The sequence below is a fragment of the Burkholderia sp. Bp9143 genome, from assembly GCF_003853645.1.
Lineage (GTDB): Bacteria > Pseudomonadota > Gammaproteobacteria > Burkholderiales > Burkholderiaceae > Burkholderia.
Genome location: NZ_QTPO01000025.1, coordinates 1 through 24,498, shown reverse-complemented (window position 1 = coordinate 24,498; position 24,498 = coordinate 1). Strand labels below are relative to the sequence as shown.

Here is a 24,498-nt window from a genome sequence, read left to right as displayed (position 1 = left end):
TCGGGCCATATCTACGAGGAGATCCATCGATGCAGTCACGACAACCCACTCCGTCGCGCAACCGTCAACGCCTGCTGCGCACCGCGCAAGTCGCGATCGCGGGCGCCGCGCTCGCCCTGCTCGCCGCGTGCGGCGGAGGCGACGACAACAATAACAGCGCGTCGAGCACGCCGCCGTCCGGCGTGAAGATGCAGATCGTGTCGTTCGGCGACAGCCTGTCGGACGTCGGTACCTACTCGCAGATCAAGCTCGGCTTCGGCGGCGGCCGCTTCACGACCAACCCCGGCCAGGTGTGGACGCAGGACGTCGCGCAATACTACGGCGACACGCTGCAGCCCGCGAACCAGGGTGGCTTCGGCATTCCGCTGCAGGCGACGGGCGGTCTCGGCTACGCACAGGGCGGCTCGCGCGTGACGCTGCAGCCGGGCATCGGCCATGCGGCGTCGAGCGTGCCGAACCCCGACTACGCGCAGGCAACCACGACGCCGATCGCCGACCAGGTCAAGCAGTACCTGACGCAGCACGGCAGCTTCAACGCCGGCCAGATCGTGCTGCTCAACGGCGGCGCGAACGACATCTTCTATCAGGTCGCGGCCCTGCAGGCGGGCGCCATCACGCCGGTGCAATTGCAGCAGAACATCGGCGCGGCCGCGCAGCAGCTCGCCGGCCTGGTCCAGCAGATCGTCGCGGCCGGCGCGACGCACGTGTTCGTGTCGAATGTGCCGGATATCGGCGGCACGCCGCTCGCGCTGCAAGGCGGCACGCAGACGACGCTCACGCAACTGTCGATGCTGTTCAACGGCACGTTCGCCGCCACGCTGGCGGCGCTCAAGGTCGACACGACCAAATACGTGATGCTCGACACGTTCACGTGGCAGGACGGCATCCTCGCGAACTACCAGGCCAACGGCTTCTCGGTGTCGAATACCGATACCGCGTGCAACCTGAAGGCGATGATCGCGGCCGCCACCCAGTACGGCGTCGCGAACCCGAGCGCCTTCGGCCAGTCGCTGTTCTGCTCGCCGCAGACCTACACGACCGCGAACGCGGACCAGACCTACATGTTCGCCGACACGGTCCACCCGACCACGCGCCTGCACGCGCTGTTCGCCCAGTTCGCCCAGACGAAGATCGCGGCGTCGGGCGTCGGCAAGTAAGCCGCCGGGCACGCGCACAAACGAGAACGCCCGACCGGTTCGCCGGTCGGGCGTTTTTTATTTCATGAGCGGGATGCGGACGGCCGTGTCAGTCGCGCGCCTCGAACGCCGCGGCCGCACGACCGAGACGATCGTTGACCGCGATCCACTCGACGGTCTCGGGCAGCTTCTCGACGAGGATGCGTGCGACCTGCGCACGGTCGAGCGCGCGCAGCATGCCGTACAAATCGCGCGCATACGCCTGCGGATCTTCCGGCGCCGCGACGAAATGCACGCCGTCGGCCTGCGCCCAGCGTCCCGCGCGCGACGCGCGTGCGACGAGTGCGACGCGCTCGCCGTCAGTCTGTGCGGCCGCGAGCAGCGGCTCGAGCGAATCGAACGGCAGCAGCGCGAGCGGCGTGCTCGGTGCGTAATGCGCCTTCAGCGTGCCGGACGCGCGCGGCGCGGTCGCGTCGCTGCCGTCGGGCAGGCGCGGCGCGCGGCCGAGCACGTCGGCGATCTGCTGCGGTGTCACGTGGCCCGGGCGCAGCAGCGCGGGGAAGCCGCGCGACAGGTCGAGGATCGTCGATTCGATGCCGACTTCGGACGGACCGCCGTCGAGCACGTGAACCGTGTCGCCGAATTCGTCGCGCACGTGCTGCGCGGTGGTCGGGCTCACGTGGCCGAATCGGTTCGCAGACGGCGCAGCCACGCCGCCGTGGCCGCCGCGCCGCGCGCTGAACGCGGCCAGCAGCGCCTGCGCGACCGGATGCGACGGACAGCGCAGGCCGACCGAATCCTGGCCGCCGCTCACGGCATCCGGAATGCGCGCATGGCGCTTCAGGATCAGCGTCAGCGGACCCGGCCAGAATGCATCGATCAGTGCCTGCGCATCGGCCGGCAGATCGTCGGCCCAATAGCCCGGATCGCCGCCGGGCGGCAGATGCACGATCACCGGATGGTTCGCCGGGCGCCCTTTCGCCGCATAAATGCGCGCGACGGCCTCGGGATTCGCCGCGTCGCCGCCGAGCCCGTACACGGTTTCGGTCGGGAATGCGACGAGTTGCCCCGCGTCGAGCAGCGCGGCAGCCGCGTCGATCTGCGCGGGCGTCACGGAGTTCGGGAGATCGATGGCCATCGGCGGGTGCCTCAGTCGAGCGGCACGCGCAGCAGCTGCGCACACGCGGTGGCAGCGGCGACGGCATCGTCGCGCGTCTCGGCCGTGAAGTTCACGTGGCCCATCTTGCGGCCGACGCGGGCTTCCTCCTTGCCGTACAGGTGCAGGTGCGCGGCCGGCATCGCGGCGACCGTGTCCCACGGCGGCGTGACGGCATCGGCCGCGGCACCGTTCGGGAACCACACGTCGCCGAGAATGTTCAGCATCGCGGCCGGCGAATGCTGGCGCGGGTTGCCGAGCGGCATGCGCGTCATCGCGCGCACCTGCTGCTCGAACTGGCTCGTTGCGCACGCATCGACCGTGTAGTGGCCGGAGTTGTGCGGGCGCGGCGCCATTTCGTTCGCGACGAACGAGCCGTCTTCCAGCACGAAGAATTCGACGCACAGCACGCCGACGTAACCGAGCGTATCGGCAATCCGCACGGCCGCCTGCTGCGCCTCTTCGACGCGCGCGGCATCGGCAGCCGGCGCCGGCACGACGGTCAGCGCGAGGATGCCGTCGTGATGCACGTTCTGCGCGAGCGGGAAGGCGGCCGAGCGGCCGTCCGCGCCGCGCGCGATCAGCGCGGACACTTCGTATTTCAGCGGCAGGCGCTTTTCGAGCACGCACGGCACGCCGCCGAGCGACGCATGCGCGTCGCGCGCTTCCCGCGCGGTGCTCACGCGCACCTGGCCCTTGCCGTCGTAGCCGAGGCGCGCCGTCTTCAGGATGCCCGGCAACACCGCGTCGAGCGCGGCATCGTCGAGCGCGGCGAGTGCCGCCGCCGATTCGATCACGACGTGCGGCGCGACCGGCACGCCGGACGCCTCGATGAACCGCTTCTCCGCGATCCGGTCCTGCGCGACCGCGACGCAGCGGCCGGCCGGCGCGACGAACGTCGTGCGCGCGAGGAAATCGAGGCTCGCGGCCGGCACGTTCTCGAATTCCGTCGACACGGCATCGCACAGTTCGGCCAGTTCGGCGAGCGCGGCTTCGTCGTCGTAGGCCGCGCGCAGGTGACGGTCGGCAACCGCGCCGGCGGGGCTCGTCGGATCGGGATCGAGCACGGCGACGCGATAGCCCATCGACTGGGCGGCAAAGCAGAACATGCGGCCGAGCTGGCCACCGCCGACCATGCCCAGCCACGCGCCGGGTAGGATCGGGGAAACGGAATCAGGAGTTGCGGTCATGTCAGTGGTCGGTCGCGGCGGGCGCTGCCCGCCGCAGTGGGGAAGGTCAGGCGGCCGCGACGCGCGGCCGCCGGTGCGCCGTCATGCGAGCGGCGGCAGCACCATCGCGTGCGCGGCTTCGTTCTGGCGCACGCGGAACGCGGCGAGCCGGTTCGCGTAATCGACCGACGTGCCGGACAGGATCGACACCGCGAACAGTGCGGCGTTCGCCGCGCCGGCCTCGCCGATCGCGAACGTCGCGACCGGCACGCCCTTCGGCATCTGCACGATCGAGTGCAGCGAATCGACGCCCTTCAGGTACTTGCTCGCGACCGGCACGCCGAGCACCGGCACCGTGGTCTTCGCGGCCAGCATGCCGGGCAGGTGCGCGGCACCGCCGGCGCCCGCGATGATCGCGCGCAGCCCGCGCTCGCGCGCCTTCTCCGCATAGTCGAACATCTCGTCGGGCATCCGGTGCGCAGACACGACCTTCGCTTCGTACGGCACGCCGAATTCCTGCAGGATCGCGACCGCGTTCTTCATCACGTCCCAGTCGGAACTCGAACCCATCAGCACGCCGACGAGCGGCGCGCTGTGCGTGTGGGCAGTCTGGACTTCACTCATTTCGTGCGTTCCTTCCCTCAGGCGAGCGGCTGGCCGGTGATGCGCTCGAGCGCTTCCTGGTACTTCGCGGCCGTCTTCTCGACGACGTCGGCCGGCAGCGCCGGTGCCGGCGCGGTCTTGCCCCACGGCTGCGCCTCGAGCCAGTCGCGCACGAACTGCTTGTCGAACGACGGCGGGTTGGTGCCGACCTGGTACTGGTCGGCCGGCCAGAAGCGCGACGAATCGGCCGTCAGCACTTCGTCCATCAGGTACAGCTTGCCGTGGTTGTCGAGGCCGAATTCGAACTTCGTGTCGGCGATGATGATGCCGCGCGTCGCCGCGTAGTCGGCCGCTTCCTTGTAGAGCTTGATCGAGATGTCGCGGATCGTCGCGGCCAGCTCGGTGCCGATGCGGCGCTCGGTTTCCTCGAACGTGATGTTCTCGTCGTGCTCGCCGAGCTCGGCCTTCGCGGCCGGCGTGAAGATCGGCTCGGGCAGCTTCTGCGCGTTCTGCAGGCCTTCCGGCAACTGCACGCCGCACACGGCGCCCGATGCCTGGTATTCCTTCCAGCCGCTGCCGGCGAGGTAGCCGCGCACGACCGCTTCGATCATGATCGGCTCGAGGCGCTTGACGACCGCGGCGCGGCCCTTGACCTGCTCGACCTCGTCGGCCGCGACGACCGATTCAGGCGCGTCGCCCGTCAGGTGGTTCGGCACGATGTGCGCGAGCTTGTCGAACCAGAAGTTCGCCATCTGGTTCAGCACGCGGCCCTTGTTCGGAATCGGCTCACCCATGATCACGTCGAATGCCGACAGGCGATCGGTCGTGACGATCAGGAGCTTGTCGTTGCCGACCGCGTAGTTGTCGCGGACCTTGCCGCGACCGAGGAGCGGCAGCGAGCGGAGCGTGGATTCGTAAAGGGTAGACATCGTCTTTTCGCAGATAAGGAGCCAAACAAAAAGGGAAACGCCGTTCCCCGCGGCAGGCGGGAACGGCGGTCTTGCAATGCGTCGGCGAACCGGCGGGCGAATCGCGCCCGTCGGTTGCCGGCCGGCCCTCGTTCGGCCGGACGGAACGGCTGCCGGGGCCGGATCAGATCGGGCCCCAGGGCAGTCAGCCCCGGCCCGGCGGCAGAACCGAGCGGGGCAATCGTACTACAGTCTTACCGCACGACCTGCGCGAGCGCGCCGGACTTGTACTGTTCGGCGATCTTGTCGAGCGACACCGGCTTGATCTTCGCCGCCTGGCCTTCGCAGCCGAACGCGAGGTAGCGGTCGACGCACACCTGCTTCGCCGCTTCGCGTGCGGGCTTCAGGTAGTCGCGCGGATCGAACTTGCCCGGGTTCTCGAACATGTAGCGGCGGATCGCGCCGGTGATCGCGAGACGCAGGTCGGTGTCGATGTTGATCTTGCGCACGCCGTGCTTGATGCCTTCCTGGATTTCCTCGACCGGCACGCCGTAGGTTTCCTTCATGTCGCCGCCGAATTCGCGGATCTCGGCCAGCAGTTCCTGCGGCACCGACGACGAACCGTGCATGACCAGGTGCGTGTTCGGGATGCGTGCGTGGATTTCCTTGATGCGCTGGATCGACAGGATGTCGCCCGTCGGCTTCTTCGAGAACTTGTACGCGCCGTGCGACGTGCCGATCGCGATCGCGAGCGCGTCACACTGCGTGAGCTTCACGAAGTCGGCGGCCTGCTCCGGATCGGTCAGCAGCTGCTCGCGGGTCATCGTGCCTTCCGCGCCGTGGCCGTCTTCCTTGTCGCCCTTCATCGTCTCGAGCGAGCCGAGCACGCCGAGTTCGGCTTCGACCGTCACGCCGATCGAGTGCGCCATCTCGACGACCTTGCGCGACACCTCGACGTTGTATTCGTACGAGGCGACCGTCTTGCCGTCGGCTTCGAGCGAACCGTCCATCATCACGCTGGTGAAGCCGCTGCGGATCGCGCCCATGCAGACCGCCGGCGACTGGCCGTGGTCCTGGTGCATCACGACCGGGATGTGCGGATACGACTCGACAGCCGCTTCGATCAGGTGGCGCAGGAACGGCTCGCCCGCGTACTTACGCGCGCCGGCCGACGCCTGCATGATCACGGGCGCGCCGACCTGATCCGCCGCCGCCATGATCGCCTGGACCTGCTCCAGGTTGTTCACGTTGAAGGCCGGCAGGCCGTAACCGTGCTCTGCCGCGTGGTCCAGCAATTGACGCATTGATACGAGAGGCATTGTGGAACTCCTTGGAATGAAAACCGGTGCGCCCTGACGCCGGCGCGGCGCTCGCCCCCCGTCGAATCCGGGACGGCACGGCGCGGCTGAGCGGCGGCTGAGCGTCGAATAGCCGCATTTTATCGCGAAGCGCCTCCGATTCCGACCGCCCGGTGGCGCGTACTCGCATTTTGTTACCTTCGCACGGCACAATGCGGGCAAAAAACAGAAAAAAAGCCGCGCGGGCCATCGGACCCCGCGCGGCTTTCGTCAAAAAATGGCACCCGATCAACTCGGGCGGCCGGTGGACCGGTCGACGGACCGGCCCGATGCACGCCGGCGCTCTCAAGAAAACGCCGGGCTGCCCAGGTTTTCCGCCCCGCAGGAAGTCCCCTTGGGGGATTGCCCCCCTCGGGGGCCCGGCGCGAAGCGACAGGTTTGGGGGCGCTCAATAATGCTCGCCGACCCGCACGATCTTCAGCGTGTTGGTGCCGCCCGCCTGCCCCATCGGCTCGCCGACGGTCAGCACGACCATGTCGCCGTGCTGCACGTAGCCCTGCTTGACGACGATCTCGAGCGCCGCCTGCAGCGCGGAGTCGCGGTCGCTGTTGAAGTCGACGTGCAGCGGCGTCACGTTGCGGTACAGCGCCATCGTGCGCTCGCTGCCGACGCGCGGCGTCAGCGCGAAGATCGGCACGTGCGTGTAGTGACGCGACATCCACAGCGCGGTCGCGCCCGATTCGGTCAGCGCGACGATCGCCTTCGCCCCCAGGTGATAGGCGGTGAACAGCGCGCCCATCGCGATCGACTGGTCGATCCGCGTGAACGTGCGATCAAGGAAATCCTTGTCCAGCTCGACATGTTCGGACTTTTCCGCCTCGACGCACACGGCCGCCATCGTCTCGATCGTGACGACCGGGTACTTGCCGGCGGCCGTCTCGGCCGACAGCATCACCGCGTCGGTGCCGTCGAGCACCGCGTTCGCGACGTCCGACACTTCCGCACGGGTCGGCACGGGCGCGTGGATCATCGATTCCATCATCTGCGTCGCGGTGATCACGAGCTTGTTCGACTCGCGCGCCATCCGGATCATGCGCTTCTGCAGCGCCGGCACGGCCGCGTTGCCGACTTCCACCGCGAGGTCGCCGCGCGCGACCATGATGCCGTCGGACGCGTCGAGGATGCTCTGCAGCGCCGGAATCGCCTCCGCGCGCTCGATCTTCGCGATCATCTTCGGCTTGATGCCGTAAGGCGCGCCCGCGATGTTCGCGAGCTGGCGCGCCATTTCCATGTCGGTCGCGTTCTTCGGGAACGACACCGCGACGAGATCCGCGCCGAGCGACATCGCCGTGCGGATGTCCTCCATGTCCTTCGCGGTCAGCGCGGGCGCCGACAGGCCGCCGCCCTGGCGGTTGATCCCCTTGTTGTTCGACAGTTCGCCGCCCACCTTGACGATCGTGTGGATCTCGTCGCCGAGCACGCGCTCGACGGTCAGCACGATCAGGCCGTCGTTCAGCAGCAGCAGGTCGCCCGGCTTCAGGTCGCGCGGCAGCTCCTTGTAGTCGAGGCCGACCCGCTCGTCGTTGCCGAGCTCGCAGCCCGCATCGAGGATGAAGGCCTGGCCCGGCACGAGCGTCGTCTTGCCGTTCTCGAACTTGCCGACGCGGATCTTCGGACCCTGGAGGTCGGCCATGATCGCGATCTCGCGGCCGACCCTGCGGGCGGCCTCGCGCACCATCTCGGCGCGCTGGCGGTGATCGTCGGCCGTGCCGTGCGAAAAATTGAGCCGCACGACGTCGAGGCCCGCCTGCATCATCTGCAGCAGAATCTCCGGCGAACTGGAAGCCGGGCCGATCGTGGCGACTATCTTGGTGGCGCGCTGCATGAAACTCCTCATCTGGATCAAGGTGGATGCGCTGGGTGAAACGCTGCGAGAGCCGGAATCGGCGGGCCCAGCGGCGGCCGTTCCGGTGGGCGTGCCGGTGCTTGCGCCCGGCATCGCTTTGTTCTGAATCTCGTGGTGCCGCACGGCCGCGTCGCCGGCGGCCGCCGGTGCGCGCGGGGTCGAGTTCGCCCGCGCGGGCGCGCGTTTGCGCTTGCCCGCGCCGGCCGGCTGCTCCGCTTTCGCGGAGCGCGCGGCCCTCGTCACCCCTGCGCGCGCCGCCACGCTCAGGCCGCCCGCGTTTCGAGCACTTCCACCGCCGGCAGCTTCTTCCCCTCGAGGAACTCGAGGAAGGCGCCGCCGCCCGTCGAGATGTAGCTGACCTGGTCATGGATGCCGTACTTCGCGATGGCCGCGAGCGTGTCGCCGCCGCCCGCGATCGAGAACGCGGACGATTTGGCGATCGCTTCCGCGAGCGTCTTGGTGCCGTTGCCGAACTGGTCGAACTCGAACACGCCGACCGGGCCGTTCCACACGATCGTGCCGGCCTTCTCGAGCTGGCTGGCGAGCGCGCGGGCCGTATCCGGGCCGATGTCGAGGATCATGTCGTCCGCTTCGATGTCGGCGACCTGCTTCACCGTGGCCGCGGCCGTCGGCGCGAATTCCTTCGCGGTGACGACGTCGGTCGGGATCGGCACCGATGCGCCGCGCTCGCGCGCTTCGTCGATGATCGCCTTCGCCTCGTTGACGAGGTCGGCTTCCGCGAGCGACTTGCCGATCGACAGGCCGGCCGCGAGCATGAACGTGTTCGCGATGCCGCCGCCGACGATCAGCTGGTCGACCTTGCCGGCCAGCGACTTGAGGATGGTCAGCTTGGTCGACACCTTCGAACCGGCGACGATCGCGACGAGCGGACGCGCCGGGTTGCCGAGCGCCTTGCCGAGCGCGTCGAGTTCGGCGGCCAGCAGCGGGCCCGCGCACGCGACCGGCGCGTACTTCGCGATCCCGTGGGTGGTCGCTTCCGCGCGGTGCGCGGTGCCGAACGCGTCGTTCACGTACACGTCGCAGAGCTTCGCCATCTTCTGCGCGAGCTCGTCCGAATTCTTCTTCTCGCCCTTGTTCACGCGGCAGTTCTCGAGCAGCACGACCTGGCCCGGCGCGACGTTCACGCCGTTCTCGACCCAGTTCGAGACGAGCGGCACGTCGCGGCCGAGCAGTTCGGCGAGACGCGTCGCGACCGGCGCGAGCGAGTCTTCCGGCTTGAATTCGCCTTCGGTCGGACGACCGAGGTGCGACGTGACCATCACGGCCGCGCCGGCGTCGAGCGCGGCCTGGATGGCCGGCACGGACGCGCGCACGCGCGTGTCTTCGGTGATGTTGCCGTGATCGTCCTGCGGGACGTTCAGGTCGGCGCGGATGAACACCCGCTTGCCGGCAAGCTGGCCGGCGGCGATCAGGTCGGTAAGACGCTTGACTTGGCTCATGTTGAACAGATTGAAGTAGTGGATGGGGAAAGGGGGTTCACGCTGGACGTGCGCGGGCTGCCGCGAAAGGGCGCCGGATGCAGCCGTGGCTGGCGGTTCGCATGACGCGCACGGGTAAAAAATCTCGAACGGGCATTCTAGCCGATCCATCCGGCAGACTGACCCGTGCGGCGGCGAATTCCGCCTATTTGGGATCGCACGCGACCGTCGACATATTGCCGCAACGCAACAATGCGCGCGCGAAAGCGGCCGGCGCCCGGCTGGCCGGCACGGCGATTCGTCAGAAGATCACGCGCAGCACGGTGAAGACGAGCATCCCGATGATGATCGTACCGAGCATGCTGCGCCGCCACAAGAACCAGCCGAGGCCGGCGAGCGCCGCGTAGAACGGATGGTTGGACAGCGCGAACGACAGCCCGGCCGGCGTTTCGAGCACGTCGGGCAGCACGACCGCGACGAGCGCGGCGGCCGGTGCGTAGCGCAGCGCGCGCTGCGCGCGCTCGGGCAGCACGGTGCGTTCGCCGCCGAGCAGGAACAGCGCGCGCGTGACGGCCGTGACGATCGTCATCCCGACGATCACGATCCAGATTTCCGTTGCGCTCATTCGATTTCCTTCTCGTGCACGGTTTCGGTGCGGATGCGGCGCCAGTCGGCGCGTTCGACGAAGAAATCGGCCATGCAGCCGGCCGCGAGCGCGGCCAGCACCGCGATCGGCAGCGCGAGCCGGTACGGCAGGTCGAACGCAATCAGCGACACGATGCCCGCGACCGCGACGGCGGCGAGCGTCGAGCGGTTCGCGACCGCCGACACCATGATCGGGATCAGCGCGAGCGTGCCGGCCAACTCCAGCCCCCAGCTCGCGGGAAAGAAACTCGCGAGCAGGATGCCGGCGAGCGACGACACCTGCCACGACGCCCAGCTCGCGAGCGCCATCCCCCAGAAGTACGCCTCCTTGCCCGGCACGTGGCCGTACGCGAAGCCCTGTTTCTGGAACAGCAGGTAGATCACGTCACCGTTGAAATAGCCGATCGCGAGGCGCCGCCACAGCGGCAGGTAGGAAAAATGGGGAGCAAGCCCGGCGCTGAAGATCACGAAGCGCAGGTTGACCATCGCGGCCGTGAGCAGGATCGTCCAGATCGGCAGCTTCGCGACGAGGAGCGGCAGCACCGCGAGCTGCGACGAGCCCGCGTAGACGAAGATCGACATCGCGCTCGCCTGCCCGAGCGTCATCACCGACTTGCTCATCGCGATGCCGGTGACGAGCCCCCAGGACAGGATCGCCATCAGTGTCGGGGAATAGTCGCGCGCGCCCTGGATCAGCGCGAAGCGGTCGGTGGCGGACAATCGAGCGAGCATGGGAAAGCGGGCCGCAGCGGGCGGTTCGTCCGGGCTCCGGCGTCTCCCGCCGGCACGGCCCGTCGTTATTGGAATCGGTGCCGGACGATTATAGCCCCGGCCCTGTGCCGACCGACCGGATCGACACCAAATGACGCTAAAATAAGCGTCTTTCCGGCTCAACGCTGCACACAACCCGCTGTACTACTGCTTCCCAGGAGAATCCTATGTCAATGGCCGACCGCGACGGCAAGATCTGGATGGACGGCAAGCTGATCGACTGGCGCGACGCCAAGATCCACGTCCTGACCCATACGCTGCACTACGGCATGGGCGTCTTCGAGGGTGTGCGCGCGTACAAGACGGCCGACGGCAGCACCGCGATCTTCCGCCTGCGCGAGCACACCAAACGTCTGCTGAATTCGGCGAAGATCTTCCAGATGGACGTGCCGTTCGACCGGGAAACGCTCGAAGCCGCGCAGCTCGAAGTCGTGCGCGAGAACAAGCTCGAGTCGTGCTACCTGCGCCCGATCATCTGGGTCGGCTCGGAAAAGCTCGGTGTGTCGGCGAAGGGCAATACGATCCACGTCGCGATCGCCGCATGGCCGTGGGGCGCGTACCTCGGCGAGGACGGCCTCGCGAAGGGCATCCGCGTGAAGACGTCGTCGTTCACGCGCCACCACGTGAACGTGTCGATGGTGCGCGCGAAGGCGTCGGGCTGGTACGTGAACTCGATCCTCGCGAACCAGGAAGCGACCGCCGACGGTTACGACGAAGCGCTGCTGCTCGACGTCGACGGCTATGTGTCGGAAGGCTCCGGCGAGAACTTCTTCCTGGTGAACAACGGCAAGCTGTACACGCCCGACCTGGCGTCGTGCCTCGACGGCATCACGCGCGACACGATCATCACGCTGGCGAAGGACGCCGGCATCGAGGTGATCGAGAAGCGCATCACGCGCGACGAGGTCTACACGGCCGACGAAGCGTTCTTCACGGGCACGGCCGCCGAAGTCACGCCGATCCGCGAGCTCGACAACCGCACGATCGGCAGCGGCGCGCGCGGGCCGGTCACGGAAAAGCTCCAGTCGGCATTTTTCGATATCGTGTCGGGCAAGAACGCGAAGTACGCGCACTGGCTGACGAAGGTCTGAGTGCGCCGCGCCACCGACCGCCCCACAAAAGAGTGATAAGAGAAAGTCTCATGAGTGAAATCAAGGAAATGCCGCTGGTCGAGCTGACGGCCAAGGATCTCCCCGCCTACTGCCCGAACCCGGCCATGGCGCGCTGGAGCGCGCACCCGCGCGTCTTCATCGACGTCTCGCACGGCGAGTCGCGCTGCCCGTACTGCGGCACGCGCTACAAGCTGCGCGACGGCGAGGTGGTCAAGGGCCACTGAGCCCCCGGCCGGCAGGGCCCGCGGGCCCGCCGCACGCGAGGCGGCGCAGCCGGAGTTCCGGCGCGCCGCCCTTTTCCTGTTCTGACAACCCGAACGCGGTGCATGCGCACCGTGCTTCATTACGACATCGGAAGTCGACCTGATGCGTCGAGCGCTGGTTATCGCACCGAACTGGATCGGTGACGCATTGATGGCGCAGCCGCTTTTTGCGCTGCTGAAGAAGCTCCATCCCCGCATCGCGATCGATGCCGTCGCGCCTACGTGGGTCGCGCCCGTGCTCGAGCGGATGCCCGAGATCCACGATGTCTACGCGACCGACCTCGCGCACGGCAAGCTGCAGCTGCTGCGCCGCTGGCAGCTCGCGAGCGACCTGCGCGACGTCGGCTACGACGCGGCGTACGTGCTGCCGAATTCGCTGAAGTCCGCGGTGATCCCGTGGCTCGCGAACATCCCGCTGCGGATCGGCTACACGGGCGAGCACCGCTACGGCCTGCTGAACGTACGGCACGCGAACCCCGACAAGTCGGCCGAGCGGCCGCCGATGACGACGCATTACGCGGCGCTCGCCTATGCGCCGGGCGCGAAGCTGCCCGAGTCGATGAAGACGCTGCCCGCGCCACGCCTCGACGCCGACCTGAACGAGACGGCGCGCGTGTCCGCACGTTTCAATCTCGATACACGCAAGCCGCTCGTCGTGTTCTGCCCCGGCGCGGAGTACGGTCCGGCCAAGCGCTGGCCGCCCGAGCACTTCGCGACGCTCGCGACGATCGTCCACCAGTCGTTCCCGTACACGCAGATCGTCGCGCTCGGTTCGCAGAAGGACGCGGCCGCCGCGCAGGCGATCGCAGACCACGCGCCGAACGTGCGCAACCTGTGCGGGCAGACGTCGCTATCCGAGGCGTGCGCGCTGATCGCGCGCGCGAACGCGGTCGTGACCAACGATTCGGGGCTGATGCACGTCGCCGCCGCGCTGCGCCGGCCGCTCGTCGCACTGTACGGATCGACCGATCCGCGCCACACCCCTCCGCTGTCGGAGCTGGCGAAGGTACAATGGTTGCATCTCGAATGCAGTCCCTGCTTCGAACGCGAGTGCCCGCTTGGCCATCTGAACTGCCTGCGCGAACTCGGTCCCGAGCAGGTATTCGGCGATTTGCGCGGCATGCTCGTCGGGCAGCGCTGACCCTGACCGGCAGCGTCGCACGACGCGCCGGGCAATCCGATTCACCGGTGTACGGCGGCTCCACCCGGGCCGCCGTGCTGAATACGGCGCGCGACGCGCGCGAGAGATAACCCCGATGCCACGTTTTGCCCGCCTTTTCGAAGCCGCTGCCGATACGCTGAACGCCTACTACCAGGCCGTCGCCGATGCCAATCTCGACGCGCTGCTGGGGTTGTGGATCGACGAGGACTTCGCCAGTTGCGTCTGGGCCGACGGCGAGCATCTGCACGGCCTCGACCAGATCCGCAGCGGGCTGGCCAACCGGCTCGCGACGCGTCCCGTGACGATCGAACCGCTCGACATCCGCGTATACGACAGTCTCGGCACCGTCGTCTACACGATCGCCGAAGCGCATCAGCAGGCCGACCTGACGGCCGAACCCGACATGGTTTTCGCGACGTACGTGATGATTCACGAACGCGGCGAGTGGCGCATCGCGCATATTCACGCGAGCCTGATTCCCGAACAAGCGGCCGGACAATTCGCCGCGAAGATCCGTCACGGGCAGGGTCCGCTGCACTGACGAAGAACGAAGCAACGCATTAGCGGGGCGATCATGAGTACGGCTTCTCCGCCCACCTCGCCGCTGACCGGGGCCCCGGCCCCCGACGACGATTCACTGCGCTATCGCGCACCGCGCTGGCTGCCGAACAGCCATGCCCAAACCATCGTGCCCGCGCTGTTCGCACGGCGTCCGGCGGTCGCGTACCGACGAGAGCGATGGGAAACCCCCGACCACGACTTCATCGATCTCGACTGGGTCGCGCATCTCGACAGTGCCGCGCCGCCGCCCGATGCGCCGCTGTTCGTGCTGTTCCACGGCCTCGAAGGCAGTTCCGGCTCGCACTACGCGCTGGCAATGATGGCCACCGCGCGCGCGAAGGGCTGGCACGCGGTCGTCCCGCACTTTCGCAGTTGCAGCGGCGAGCTCAACCGGCAGCCGCGCTTCTACCATCTCGCCGACAGCGCCGAAGTCGACTGGATCCTGCGCCGGCTCGCCGCGCAGCATCGCGGGCCGGTCGTCGCGGCCGGCGTGTCGCTCGGCGGCAACGTGCTGCTTCGCTGGCTCGGCGAGCACCGCAGCGACACATCGATCGTGCACGCCGCCGCCGCGATCTCGACGCCGATCGACGTGCATGCGGGCGGCCGCGCGCTGTCGCAGGGCTTCGCGATGGTCTATACGCGCAGCTTCCTGAAGACGCTGAAGCGCAAGGCGCTCGCGAAGCTCGACCAGTATCCGGGGCTGTTCGACCGCGACGCGATGCTGCGGGCCGTGACGATGCGCGACTTCGACGAGGTCGTGACCGCGCCGCTGCACGGCTTCGCGGACGCCGACGACTACTGGACGCAGGCCACGACGCGCCCGCTGCTGCCCGCGATTGACGTGCCCACGCTGATCCTCAACGCCCGCAACGATCCGTTCCTGCCCGAATCCGCGCTGCCGAGCGCCGCCGACGTGTCGCCGGCCGTCGAGCTCGACCAGCCCGCGGCCGGCGGCCATGCGGGATTCATGACCGGGCCGTTCCCCGGCCGCCTCGACTGGCTGTCGGCGCGGGTGTTCGGCTATTGCTCGAAATTCGTCGACCATGGATGACATCGTCAGGCAGGCCCTCGCCAAGTGGCCGAACGTGCCGCACTGCACCGGCTGGCTGCTGCTCGACCGGCGCGGCGAGTGGCGGCTGCGCGACGACGCCGCGCAGGCCGCCGGAGAGCTCGGCTCGCCGGTCCGACATGCGGCGCTGAACGCGTTCATCGGACGCAACTACGAATGCGACGTGCACGGCCAGTGGTTCTTCCAGAACGGACCGCAGCGCGTGTACGTCGAGCTCGCCTATACGCCGTGGGTCGTGCGCCTGGCCGAACGCGACGGGCAGCTCACGCTGGCCGACCAGACCGGCGCGCCGTTCGAACCGGACGCCGCGTGGCTCGACGATGCGGGCGGCGTGCTGTTTCGCGCGGCCGGCACGCCGCCGCGCATCGCGGCGCTGCACGACCACGACCTCGGCCTGTTCGCCGATCACGCGGACTTCGACGCGACGCCGCCCGTGCTCCGCTGGCGCGACGGGCGCACGCTGCCGCTCGGCACGCTCGCCTGTGCCGACGTGCCGGCGACGTTCGGCTTCGTCGCGAGTCCCGCGCGGCGGGCGCGCAGACCATCGGACGCACCGGACGATGGTAGCGGCAGCGCCGAAGGCTGACGCGCAACCGCTGCCCTGCCCCCTGACGGCGATTATCCGCGGCCGTTCTTCTCGTCCTCGCGCTCTTCCTTGTAGCGCGCCTCGAATTCCAGCAGCCGCGCGCCGATGATCGACTGGTCGTAGAACGACACGTCCTTCGCGTCGCGCGCCTCCTTCAACTGGCGAATCGCCGACGGCCATGCGCCGTCGAGCGCCAGCTTCTCCGCGAGCGCACGGCGCCGCGCGAGTACGTCGCCCTTGCCGTCGCTCGCCTTCGCGAGGTAATCCCACCAGTCCGGCTGCTCGGGGTCCGCTTGCGCCTGCGTGCGCGCAAGCGCCTGCGCCTCGGCGAAGCGGCGCGCGGCGATCAGTGCCTGCAGGTGCGCGACGATCGCCGCGTGCGACGCCGGCCAGCGCCGCTGCGCGAGCGCCGCGAGCCGCACCGCGTCGTCGGTCCGGCCCGCGCGGCGGGCGATGTCCGCGGCGAGCACGTCGAGGCTCGGCGAACTCGCCGCGGGATCGTCCGCGCGCCGCTCGCGCACGTCGAACGCAGCGTGCGCCGACGCGAGCGCCCTGTCGGCCGCGTCGTACTGGCCGAGCAGCATGTTCGCGAGCGCGATCCCGTACTCGTTCGCGGCGACGTTCGGCGTCGTGCGATCGTCGATCTCGAGCTGCATCCGGCGCGCCTCGGCCGCGATGTCGTTCGGTGCGCGGTTCTGCAGAATGCGCAGCCGCGCGCGCACGAAGCCGTATTCGGCCGATTGGCGCGGCTGCCGGTACGGCGCGCGGCGCGCGCGATCCTCCATGTCGGCGATCCGCTCGCCCGTCAGCGGGTGCGTGCGCGCATAGGCCGGCACGCCCGCGTCGCCCATCGACGCCCGCTCGAGCCGTTCGAAGAAGCCCGGCATTCCGTACGGGTCGTAGCCGGCGCCCGCGAGCAACTGGAACCCGACGCGATCGGCCTCGCGCTCCGCCGACCGCGAGAAGCGCAGCTGGTTGTCGACCGCATAGGCCTGCCCGCCCATCGCGATCGCGCTGCCGAGATCGCCGCTGCGCGCGAGCACGCCCGCCAGCACGCCGAGCAGCATCGTCGCGAGTGCGGTGTAACCGGTCTTTTCGTTCGCGCCGATCATTCGCGCGATGTGCCGCTGCAGCACGTGCCCCATCTCGTGGCCGACCACCGACGCGAGTTCGGATTCCGTCTGCGTCGTGACGACCAGCCCGCTGTTGATCCCGATGAAGCCGCCCGGCATCGAAAATGCGTTGATCTGCGGGTCGCGCACCGGGAACAGGTCGAAGTCCGGCGTGTAGCCACCGATGTAGCGCGCGGCGGCCGCGGCAGCGAGCCGTGCCGCCATCGCGTTCAGGTAGTCGCGCACGAGCCAGTCGTCCAGATAGTCCGGGTCGCGCCGCACCTCGCGCATCACGCGCTCGCCGAGACGGCGCTCGGCCCGCGGCGTCAGCGAACCGCCGGAGCCGTCGCCGAGGTCGGGCAGTTCCAGCGCACGAAGCGGTGCGCGCAAGTTCGCGACAGGTGCGGACGCGCCATCCGTGCCGGAGAACCGGCTTTCCGCGCCGCCGTAGGTGCCGAATACGCCGGTCGCGATGCCGGACGGCACCGTGGAAATCGGCGGCGAGACGCCGGCCGCAGGCTCGAGCGGCAGCGCGGACGCGCTCTGTGCATAGCCGCTCGGCGACTGTACGAGCGCCGCCGACAGCAACACGGCAAGCAACTGTTTGACACGCATGGCAAGCTGAAAGCGACGCCGTCCCGCGCACGCGGCGCGCATCGCGGCGTTTGGTCTGAAGATTGTGATCATTGTACCGTCGCGATCGCGACTGTTCGGTGCGGCGGATGCGCCGTCTGCGCGCTTGGCGTCGCGAATGCCACTGCTATGATAGGCGCCCGTTGAAACGTTGCATCGGATCGGGAAGCGAATACCGGCTTCATCGCCCCGGCCGATCGTGAAGCAGGATCGAGGAACGTGCTCGCGCGCGCCCTCCGTTCCACTGGAGCAAGACATGTCAGGACTTACCCATTTCGACGCCGCGGGCCACGCGCACATGGTCGACGTCGGCGGCAAGCAGGAAACGCAACGCATCGCGATCGCGCGCGGCACGATCCGGATGCTGCCTGCGACGTTCGCGCTGATCCGCGACGGCAAGGCGAAGAAAGGAGACGTGCTCGGTGTCGCACGTATTGCCGCGATCCAGGGTGCGAAGCGCACGGCCGACCTGATTCCTCTGTGTCACCCGCTCGCGCTGACGCGCGTGGCCGTCGACTTCGAACTCGACGACACACTGCCGGGCGTGCACTGCGCCGCCCAGGTCGAGACGTTCGGGCGGACCGGCGTCGAGATGGAAGCGCTGACGGCGGTGCAGGTCGGACTGCTGACCGTGTACGACATGTGCAAGGCGGTCGATCGGGGGATGGTGATCACCGACGTGAGCGTGCGCGAGAAGCGCGGCGGGAAATCGGGGGACTGGAAGGCGGAGGACGCAGCGCGCTGAAGCACGCCTGTCCCGGGGCAGTTCGGGGTGAATCGTCGGCCGTAACGATTCCCCGTTTCGAACAGTAGAAAATCAGAAGAACAAGTTATCGATGAAGAAGACGCTGAAGTACGCCGCGCCGATTCTGTGCGCACTGTTCACGCTGCCGGCCGCAAGCTTCGCCGCGAGCCCCTGCCCTGCAGCCGACTCCGCCGCGCGCGCGGCGCTCGACGCGCAACACCGCGTACAGCAAGTCCGCAACCCGCAAGGCGACGGCGGTGGCACTGTTGATGTATCCCCGCCTTTGCGCGATGCAATCCGCGCATACAAGCAAGCGCTCGTCGGCGCGATCGACGCGCGGCTCGCGTGCAGCGACGAACACGTTGAACCGGCCGCGCTGAAACGCGCACTTGCCGCGACGCTCGGCGTACCCGCCCAACCCGCCCAGCCGAAAACCGGCGAATCGGCGTTCGGCCGCAACCCGGACGTCGACGTCGAACGCGACGGCACGTCCCGCCCGCTCCTCTTCGTGCGCGCCGGCTTCGACATCGCGTGCGGCGACGACAACCTGCTCACGGCCTACGCATGGGAAAACGGCGGCTGGCGGCGCGTGCTGCGCTGGCAAGCCGACGACTACAAGGACATCGGCGGGGCGTACGGCGGCGGCTTCTGGTTCGGCGCGTTGCCCGGCGGCCAGGTGGCGGTCGTCCACGGTACGCCGTGGTGCTCGTCGCACTGGAGCCGGTTCGGTGCCGACGTGATCGCACCGGCAAACGGCACGGCCGCGCAACGCACACTGTTCCACACGGAGCACGGCTACGTGATCGACGACGATGCGATCCGCTTCAAGGTGCGCCCCGACGGTTTCGAGCTGCGCACGACGGTCGGCTCGCTCGACAGCGACGTGATGACACGACCGGGCATCTTCCGCTATCGCGTCGACGGCGACACCGTGCAACGCGTGCAGCCGGTGGCAGCCAACGGTCGCGATTTCGTCGACGAATGGTTGAAGGTGGGCGACGCGCCCGCGCGCGAATGGAGCGAACCTGCGGCCGCTGCCGCAGCGCTGAAAGCCCGGCAGGCGTTCAACGCGGAAAGCAAGGCGCCCGACATCGGGTTCGCGTACGGTCCGGTACGCGGCTGCTCGGACGGCAAGGATCGCTTCCAGGTCGAACTGGATCTGACCGGCAAGGATGGCAACACGGCGGCGCGGCGCTACGCGCTGATCCGCCAGGAGCGCAACGGGTTCACGATGCTCGGGCTGCGCAAGGCGGCCGAGCCGGCGTGCCACGGCCCGAATCTGATGCCGCAGCACTGAACCTCGGCCGCACGCCGCAGCGGCACGGCAGCGCCGGAGAGGAAACGACGGAAAGCGGCCGGCATGACCGGCCGCGCCGGCCGCCCGTCAGTCGCCGCGTCGCGGCTCGAACACGAATGGCTGCGTGAGCAGGAACGGATTCGCGGTGGCGCCGGTCTGCGCGCAGGTCGCATGCGTCATCGCATCGACGGCCGCGCGGTCGGCCGCCGCGTTGCGGCTGCTCGTCGTCACGGTGACGTTCTGCGCTTCGCCGGAGGTCGTCATCAACGCGCGCACGAGCACGGTGACGGGACGCGTGAGCGGCTTCGCGCCATCCGGATAGACGGCACGCGGAATGTGGCAGGTCAGCTTGCTTTCCTGCGACGACGACAGCATCGCGCAGCCGGAAAACAGCACGGCGACGGCAGGCAGGATCAGGATGGTCGAGCGATGGGCCATGGTCGAATATCGTTCTTCAGTACTGTTCGTGCATTGTGCACGCGCCGCCTCACGCATGGCGGCGATTTGACAATGGTTGACGCGAATCGCGCCGGATTCGGCAGGCATCCATTCCCCGCGGGAAGCAATCGCCGCACCGTCCCAACCCGCCACGGCCCCTCTGCCTCACAGCAATCCGGCCAGCGCCGGGATTCCCCGCCCGGCGCCGTGCGGCGTCACTCCGAATCGTCGTCCGATTCGTCGTCGTCCGCGTCGGCCGGCACTTCCCCATACTTCGCGACGACCGCGGCCTTGAACGCCTTCAGCGCCGGCTGCTGGTCGCACAGCTTGTACAGCGACGCGAGCTGCTGCGGCCAGTCCTTCAATTCCTTTGCAAACACATGCAGGCGCGCGACCGTATCGAGCGCGTCGGCTTCGCGGCCGGCCAGCGCCTGCAGCGCCGCATAGCGGCGCAGCACCGTCTCGCCGGGCAGCAGCGCGATCGCGCGCTCGTGCGCGACGAGCTTGAGCGGCAGGTTGTCCGGCGAAATCGTCAGCAGCGTCGCCGCCCCGTAATCGCCCCACGCGCCGAACAGCAGCGACGGCGCATCGCGGTACTGCGCGGCCGGATCGCTGCCGTAATACAGCACTTCCGCGCGCTGGTAGTCGCGCAGCACGGGCACCGCCGCCAGCACGCCGCCGACCGACAGCACCGCGAACAACCCGAATGCCGCGCGGCCCGGCAGGATGCGCAGCGGCTTCACGTCAAGCAAGCCGATCACGAACATCGCCGGCAGCAGGAAGAACATGTACTGCTGCGGATATTCGACGAGCGCATGCATCAGCAGGATGCCGATCAGCGCGAGGCCGAACACACGCGCGCTCGACTGCGGCGCGCGCACCACGCGCACGAACCACGTCACGAGCGCAATGACGAGCACGCCGAGGCCGACGAGGCCGGACTTCGCGAGCAGGTCGATGAAGATATCGTGCGAGTTGTTCGCGATCTCGACACCGCCGAGCGTGCGCACGAGCGCGAACTGATGCGACGGGAATTCGCCCCAGCCGACGCCGAGCAGCGGATGCTCGCGGAACATCGCGAGCCCGTACTTCCACAGCGCGAGGCGCGGCGCGATCTGCCCCGCGTCGCGCATCCGGTCGGCCGCCGACTCGGCGAGCCCCAAGTGGAAGTGCAAGTTGGCCCAGCGCACCGCGACGTTCACGGCGACGAACGCCACCGCGAGCGCGACCGGCATCAGCCATGCGCGGCGGTTGCCCGGCGCGCGACGCGACTCGAGCCATGCCATCCAGAAGCCAGCGACGACCAGCACCGCGACCTGCAGCCACGGGCCGCGCGACACCGTCAGCGCGAGCCCGACGGACAGCACGATCGACAACACAAGCCACGCCCATGCCGCGAGCCGGCGCGTCTGCGCCAGATACAGCGCGCCCGCGAGCGCGAACGCGATGTAGGTCGCCAGGTGGTTCGCCTGCGCCATGTTGCCGTACGGACGGCGATCGACCGCGATGTTGTACATCACGACGAACGGCGACACTGCGGATTCGAGATGGAACAACTGCACGATCTGGCTCGCGACCGCGAGCAACCCGCCAAGGATCAACGCGCCGGCCATCATTCGCGCGGCGGCTTCGGCGAGCCCCTCGCGCGCGAGCGTGTAGCCGGCCTGCATCGCGACCAGCGCGGCGGCCAGATAGCCGACCGCCAGCCAGTTCATCGACGGCACCTTCAGCGGCATCAGCGCGACCTGCGCGATCAGCACCGCCGCAAACCCGAGCGGCGCGACGAACGCGGCCGGCGCGGCGAAGGGCTCGGCCGGGCGGCCCGTGCGCGCGAGCAGGACGACGGAGAGCCCCACCAGCAGATACAGCACCAGCGCGGCAAACTCGGAATAAAAGGTCGGGATCGGATACGTGTGATTCGTGATCGAGTACGGCACGATCAGGGCGACAGCCAGCGCAACGAGCGGCAACGAACGGGAAAAAGTAGAAGGCATGAGCGAACCGGATGTCAGCAACCGGCGCACTATACAAAACTTTCCCCGCTCTGTGCGGTCCCGTCGCACCGTCACCCGATGCGGCGGGACCGGCGCGACCCACCGGCACGGCGGGCGCCGTGCCGTGCACGCACCGGCATGCCCCCGACACTACGCGCGGCATTCCGCCGGCGCATACTTCGCGGGCAACGTCGCCGCCTCCGTCGGCAGCGGGCCCGCTCCCGGCGCCGGGAGCGACGACGCAGCCTTGCCGGCGGCAAAGCACTCCCACGTGATCGCACCGGCCTGCATCGCGCCCTTTTTCAGCGAAACGCGCGCGGTCGGCGTGTCGGCCTTGTCCGGCGCGGACGGCACCAGGACGAGCGTATTCGCACCGGCCGCGGCGACGCGGGCGCTGAACGCCACCGTGATCTGGCCCGTGTCGCCGTCGATGACGACGGATTCGACGTTGCGGGTGGCGGCCGGCGGGCTGTAGCCGCCGTCGAGGCCCGCGCCGCTCGCGGCGTTGTCGGCGACCGCGAGCCGCGCGGACGACGCGAGCGCGAGCCCCTCGCCAACGCGCGACCGCGCGAGGTAATCCTGGTACGCGGGAATCGCATAGGCCGCGATCACGCCGACGATCGCGAGCACGATCATCAGCTCGATCAGCGTGAAGCCGGCCGGCCGCCAGCGCGGCACCGGCCGGCGCGCGCGCCGCAGATCGGCGGCGAGGCGACGGAACAGGGAAACGGAAAAGGCTTCGAACATGACTGGCTCCGGAAACAAAAAACGCCTGCCGAATCAGGCAGGCGTTTCGATCGTAGCCAGCGGGCCGCGGCTCCGGCAGTCGGCCGGACGGCCAACGTCAATGCGCGTGCGGGACGCCGCGGCGGCGCCGGAGCGCGTAACCGGCGGCGACGACGAACAGCGCGCCGGCAATGCTCGCACCGTAGATCGCGGCCGACGTATCGAGCACCGGCCAGCGGTCGCCGACCGGGTCATGCACCATCAGCCCGCCGGCGATCCAGCCCAGCAGCCCGGCGCCGAGCGCGACGACGATCGGGAACCGGTCGAGCAGCTTCAGCACCAGCGTGCTGCCCCATACGATGATCGGCACGCTGACGACGAGCCCGAAGATCACCAGCGCCAGCCGATGCGACGGATCGGCCTGCTCGGCCGCGCCGGCGATCGCGATCACGTTGTCGAGGCTCATCACGGCGTCGGCGATCACGATCGTCTTCACCGCGTCCCACAGCCGGTCGGCCGGCTTCACGTTGTCGTGCGCATCGGCGTCCGGCGCCATCAGCTTGATGCCGATCCAGAGCAGCAGCAGGCCGCCGCCGAACTTCAGGAACGGCACGTCGAGCAACACGACCGCGAACGCGATCAGCGCGACCCGCAGCAGGATCGCGCCGGCCGTGCCCCACACGACGCCGCGCAGCCGCTGGTTGGCCGGCAGGTTGCGGCACGCGAGCGCGATCACGACCGCGTTGTCGCCACCGAGCAGGATGTCGATGATGACGATCTGAAACACCGCGCCCCAGTGGAGCGACGTCAGGAATTCAAGCATGAGTGGATATGGAGGTTCGGGGCAACGGCTGTCGGACAGGCGACCCGGTTCATCGCCGGCACATGCATCGCGCACGCCCGGGGCTTACAAATTCATTGCGCGAGCATAACAAAAAACGCCGGCAGAGCCGGCGTTTTTTGCAGGACGAACCAGACGGGAATTACAGCGCCTTCTTCAGCAGACGGCCCATTTCCGACGGGTTGCGCGTGACGGTGATGCCGCACGCTTCCATGATTTCCAGCTTCGCTTCGGCCGTATCCGCACCGCCCGAGATCAGCGCGCCGGCGTGGCCCATGCGCTTGCCCGGGGGCGCCGTGACACCCGCGATGAAGCCGACGACCGGCTTCTTCATGTTGTCCTTGATCCACTGAGCGGCGTTGGCTTCGTCCGGACCGCCGATTTCGCCGATCATCACGACCGCATCCGTATCCGGATCGTCGTTGAACATCTTCATCACGTCGATGTGCTTCAGACCGTTGATCGGGTCGCCACCGATACCGACTGCCGACGACTGGCCGAGGCCAAGCGCGGTCAGCTGAGCAACCGCTTCATACGTCAGCGTGCCGGAACGCGACACGACACCGATGCGGCCCTTGCGGTGGATGTGACCCGGCATGATGCCGATCTTCAGTTCGTCCGGCGTGATCGTGCCCGGGCAGTTCGGCCCGAGCAGCAGCGTCTTGCGGCCTTCGCGGCGCATGCGGTCCTTCACTTCGATCATGTCGCGGACGGGGATGCCTTCCGTGATGCAGATCGCGAGATCCAGATCGGCTTCGACCGCTTCCCAGATCGCAGCAGCTGCGCCTGCCGGCGGAACGTAGATGACCGACACGGTCGCGCCGGTTTCTTCCTTCGCTTCCTTGACGCTTGCGTAGATCGGAATGCCTTCGAAATCTTCGCCGGCCTTCTTCGGGTTCACGCCCGCGACGAATGCTTCGCGGCCGTT

At 68.5% G+C, this 24,498-nt stretch carries 25 protein-coding genes; 10 read left to right on the top strand and 15 right to left on the bottom strand.

Translation table 11 applies throughout. The features are described 5' to 3' along the window. The first annotated feature begins 29 nt into the window (after positions 1-29). The gene (locus tag DIE23_RS19725) at positions 30-1,157 is read left to right on the top strand and encodes an SGNH/GDSL hydrolase family protein (RefSeq protein WP_124613670.1); all 1,128 of its coding nucleotides are present in this window, start codon (positions 30-32) and stop codon (positions 1,155-1,157) included. An 88-nt stretch (positions 1,158-1,245) separates the two neighbouring features. On the opposite strand, the gene DIE23_RS19720 is transcribed toward DIE23_RS19725, so the two are convergent. From DIE23_RS19720 to pyk, 6 genes are all read right to left on the bottom strand, one after another. Continuing rightward, positions 1,246-2,274, bottom strand: a complete 1,029-nt coding sequence (locus tag DIE23_RS19720) for an L-threonylcarbamoyladenylate synthase (RefSeq protein ID WP_124613669.1) — start codon at positions 2,272-2,274, stop codon at positions 1,246-1,248. Positions 2,275-2,285: 11 nt separating this feature from the next. Then, a complete protein-coding gene (locus DIE23_RS19715; RefSeq protein ID WP_124613668.1) occupies positions 2,286-3,482 on the bottom strand; it encodes a 5-(carboxyamino)imidazole ribonucleotide synthase in 1,197 nt (398 codons plus the stop codon). An 81-nt stretch (positions 3,483-3,563) separates the two neighbouring features. Continuing rightward, positions 3,564-4,085, bottom strand: a complete 522-nt coding sequence (gene purE, locus DIE23_RS19710; RefSeq protein ID WP_012364611.1) for a 5-(carboxyamino)imidazole ribonucleotide mutase — start codon at positions 4,083-4,085, stop codon at positions 3,564-3,566. A 17-nt stretch (positions 4,086-4,102) separates the two neighbouring features. Next, on the bottom strand, positions 4,103-4,993 hold the full coding sequence (locus DIE23_RS19705; RefSeq protein WP_124613667.1) for a phosphoribosylaminoimidazolesuccinocarboxamide synthase: 891 nt from the start codon (positions 4,991-4,993) through the stop codon (positions 4,103-4,105). Between the two features lie 233 nt (positions 4,994-5,226). Further along, positions 5,227-6,291: a class II fructose-bisphosphate aldolase gene (fba, locus tag DIE23_RS19700; protein ID WP_124613666.1), complete on the bottom strand. Its 1,065-nt coding sequence runs from the start codon at positions 6,289-6,291 to the stop codon at positions 5,227-5,229. A gap of 427 nt (positions 6,292-6,718) precedes the next feature. Next, a complete protein-coding gene (gene pyk / locus DIE23_RS19695) occupies positions 6,719-8,155 on the bottom strand; it encodes a pyruvate kinase (protein ID WP_044844504.1) in 1,437 nt (478 codons plus the stop codon). On the opposite strand from pyk, the gene DIE23_RS40235 reads away from it, so the two are divergent. Next, a complete protein-coding gene (locus DIE23_RS40235) occupies positions 8,154-8,282 on the top strand; it encodes a hypothetical protein (RefSeq protein WP_260433547.1) in 129 nt (42 codons plus the stop codon). The two genes, pyk and DIE23_RS40235, sit on opposite strands and share 2 nt — an antisense overlap. A 157-nt stretch (positions 8,283-8,439) precedes the next feature. Here DIE23_RS40235 and DIE23_RS19690 read toward each other — a convergent pair whose 3' ends face one another. From DIE23_RS19690 to DIE23_RS19680, 3 genes are all read right to left on the bottom strand, one after another. Beyond that, positions 8,440-9,636, bottom strand: a complete 1,197-nt coding sequence (locus DIE23_RS19690; protein WP_124613665.1) for a phosphoglycerate kinase — start codon at positions 9,634-9,636, stop codon at positions 8,440-8,442. A 280-nt stretch (positions 9,637-9,916) separates the two neighbouring features. After that, complete coding sequence (locus DIE23_RS19685; protein ID WP_124613664.1) at positions 9,917-10,240, bottom strand: AzlD domain-containing protein; 324 nt, start codon at positions 10,238-10,240, stop codon at positions 9,917-9,919. Then, positions 10,237-10,992 (bottom strand): AzlC family ABC transporter permease, encoded by a 756-nt coding sequence (locus tag DIE23_RS19680; protein WP_124613663.1) that lies wholly within the window; start codon positions 10,990-10,992, stop codon positions 10,237-10,239. The genes DIE23_RS19685 and DIE23_RS19680 overlap by 4 nt, the downstream gene beginning before the upstream one ends. A 206-nt stretch (positions 10,993-11,198) precedes the next feature. Between DIE23_RS19680 and DIE23_RS19675 the strand changes: the two genes are divergently transcribed. From DIE23_RS19675 to DIE23_RS19650, 6 genes are all read left to right on the top strand, one after another. After that, positions 11,199-12,122: a branched-chain amino acid transaminase gene (locus DIE23_RS19675; protein WP_124613662.1), complete on the top strand. Its 924-nt coding sequence runs from the start codon at positions 11,199-11,201 to the stop codon at positions 12,120-12,122. 50 nt (positions 12,123-12,172) lie between these two features. Continuing rightward, positions 12,173-12,367 carry a zinc-finger domain-containing protein gene (locus DIE23_RS19670; RefSeq protein ID WP_124613661.1) on the top strand — a complete coding sequence of 65 codons (195 nt, stop codon included), beginning with the start codon at positions 12,173-12,175 and terminating at the stop codon, positions 12,365-12,367. A 142-nt stretch (positions 12,368-12,509) separates the two neighbouring features. Continuing rightward, positions 12,510-13,547 carry a lipopolysaccharide heptosyltransferase II gene (waaF, locus tag DIE23_RS19665; protein WP_121859459.1) on the top strand — a complete coding sequence of 346 codons (1,038 nt, stop codon included), beginning with the start codon at positions 12,510-12,512 and terminating at the stop codon, positions 13,545-13,547. Between the two features lie 115 nt (positions 13,548-13,662). Next, positions 13,663-14,109, top strand: coding sequence for a nuclear transport factor 2 family protein (locus DIE23_RS19660; protein ID WP_014896161.1), 447 nt, complete (start codon positions 13,663-13,665; stop codon positions 14,107-14,109). A 33-nt stretch (positions 14,110-14,142) separates the two neighbouring features. Then, positions 14,143-15,180, top strand: a complete 1,038-nt coding sequence (locus DIE23_RS19655; RefSeq protein ID WP_124613660.1) for a hydrolase — start codon at positions 14,143-14,145, stop codon at positions 15,178-15,180. Further along, complete coding sequence (locus DIE23_RS19650) at positions 15,173-15,784, top strand: DUF2946 family protein (RefSeq protein WP_124613659.1); 612 nt, start codon at positions 15,173-15,175, stop codon at positions 15,782-15,784. Before DIE23_RS19655 ends, DIE23_RS19650 begins: the two co-directional genes overlap by 8 nt. Positions 15,785-15,816: 32 nt before the next feature. On the opposite strand, the gene DIE23_RS19645 is transcribed toward DIE23_RS19650, so the two are convergent. Then, complete coding sequence (locus DIE23_RS19645; RefSeq protein ID WP_124613658.1) at positions 15,817-17,511, bottom strand: M48 family metalloprotease; 1,695 nt, start codon at positions 17,509-17,511, stop codon at positions 15,817-15,819. A 274-nt stretch (positions 17,512-17,785) separates the two neighbouring features. Between DIE23_RS19645 and moaC the strand changes: the two genes are divergently transcribed. Further along, positions 17,786-18,274 carry a cyclic pyranopterin monophosphate synthase MoaC gene (moaC, locus tag DIE23_RS19640; protein WP_124613657.1) on the top strand — a complete coding sequence of 163 codons (489 nt, stop codon included), beginning with the start codon at positions 17,786-17,788 and terminating at the stop codon, positions 18,272-18,274. 91 nt (positions 18,275-18,365) lie between these two features. Beyond that, complete coding sequence (locus DIE23_RS19635; protein ID WP_124613656.1) at positions 18,366-19,571, top strand: hypothetical protein; 1,206 nt, start codon at positions 18,366-18,368, stop codon at positions 19,569-19,571. 87 nt (positions 19,572-19,658) lie between these two features. On the opposite strand, the gene DIE23_RS19630 is transcribed toward DIE23_RS19635, so the two are convergent. From DIE23_RS19630 to sucD, 5 genes are all read right to left on the bottom strand, one after another. After that, positions 19,659-20,009 (bottom strand): TonB family protein, encoded by a 351-nt coding sequence (locus tag DIE23_RS19630; RefSeq protein WP_124613655.1) that lies wholly within the window; start codon positions 20,007-20,009, stop codon positions 19,659-19,661. A 215-nt stretch (positions 20,010-20,224) separates the two neighbouring features. Further along, positions 20,225-22,003 (bottom strand): Wzy polymerase domain-containing protein, encoded by a 1,779-nt coding sequence (locus DIE23_RS19625; protein WP_124613654.1) that lies wholly within the window; start codon positions 22,001-22,003, stop codon positions 20,225-20,227. A 150-nt stretch (positions 22,004-22,153) separates the two neighbouring features. Further along, complete coding sequence (locus DIE23_RS19620) at positions 22,154-22,750, bottom strand: pilin (protein WP_124613653.1); 597 nt, start codon at positions 22,748-22,750, stop codon at positions 22,154-22,156. Positions 22,751-22,847: 97 nt separating this feature from the next. Next, positions 22,848-23,552, bottom strand: coding sequence for a TerC family protein (locus DIE23_RS19615; protein WP_124613652.1), 705 nt, complete (start codon positions 23,550-23,552; stop codon positions 22,848-22,850). Between the two features lie 160 nt (positions 23,553-23,712). Further along, on the bottom strand, positions 23,713-24,498 hold a 786-nt coding region (sucD, locus tag DIE23_RS19610; RefSeq protein ID WP_124613651.1), incomplete at its 5' end, for a succinate--CoA ligase subunit alpha.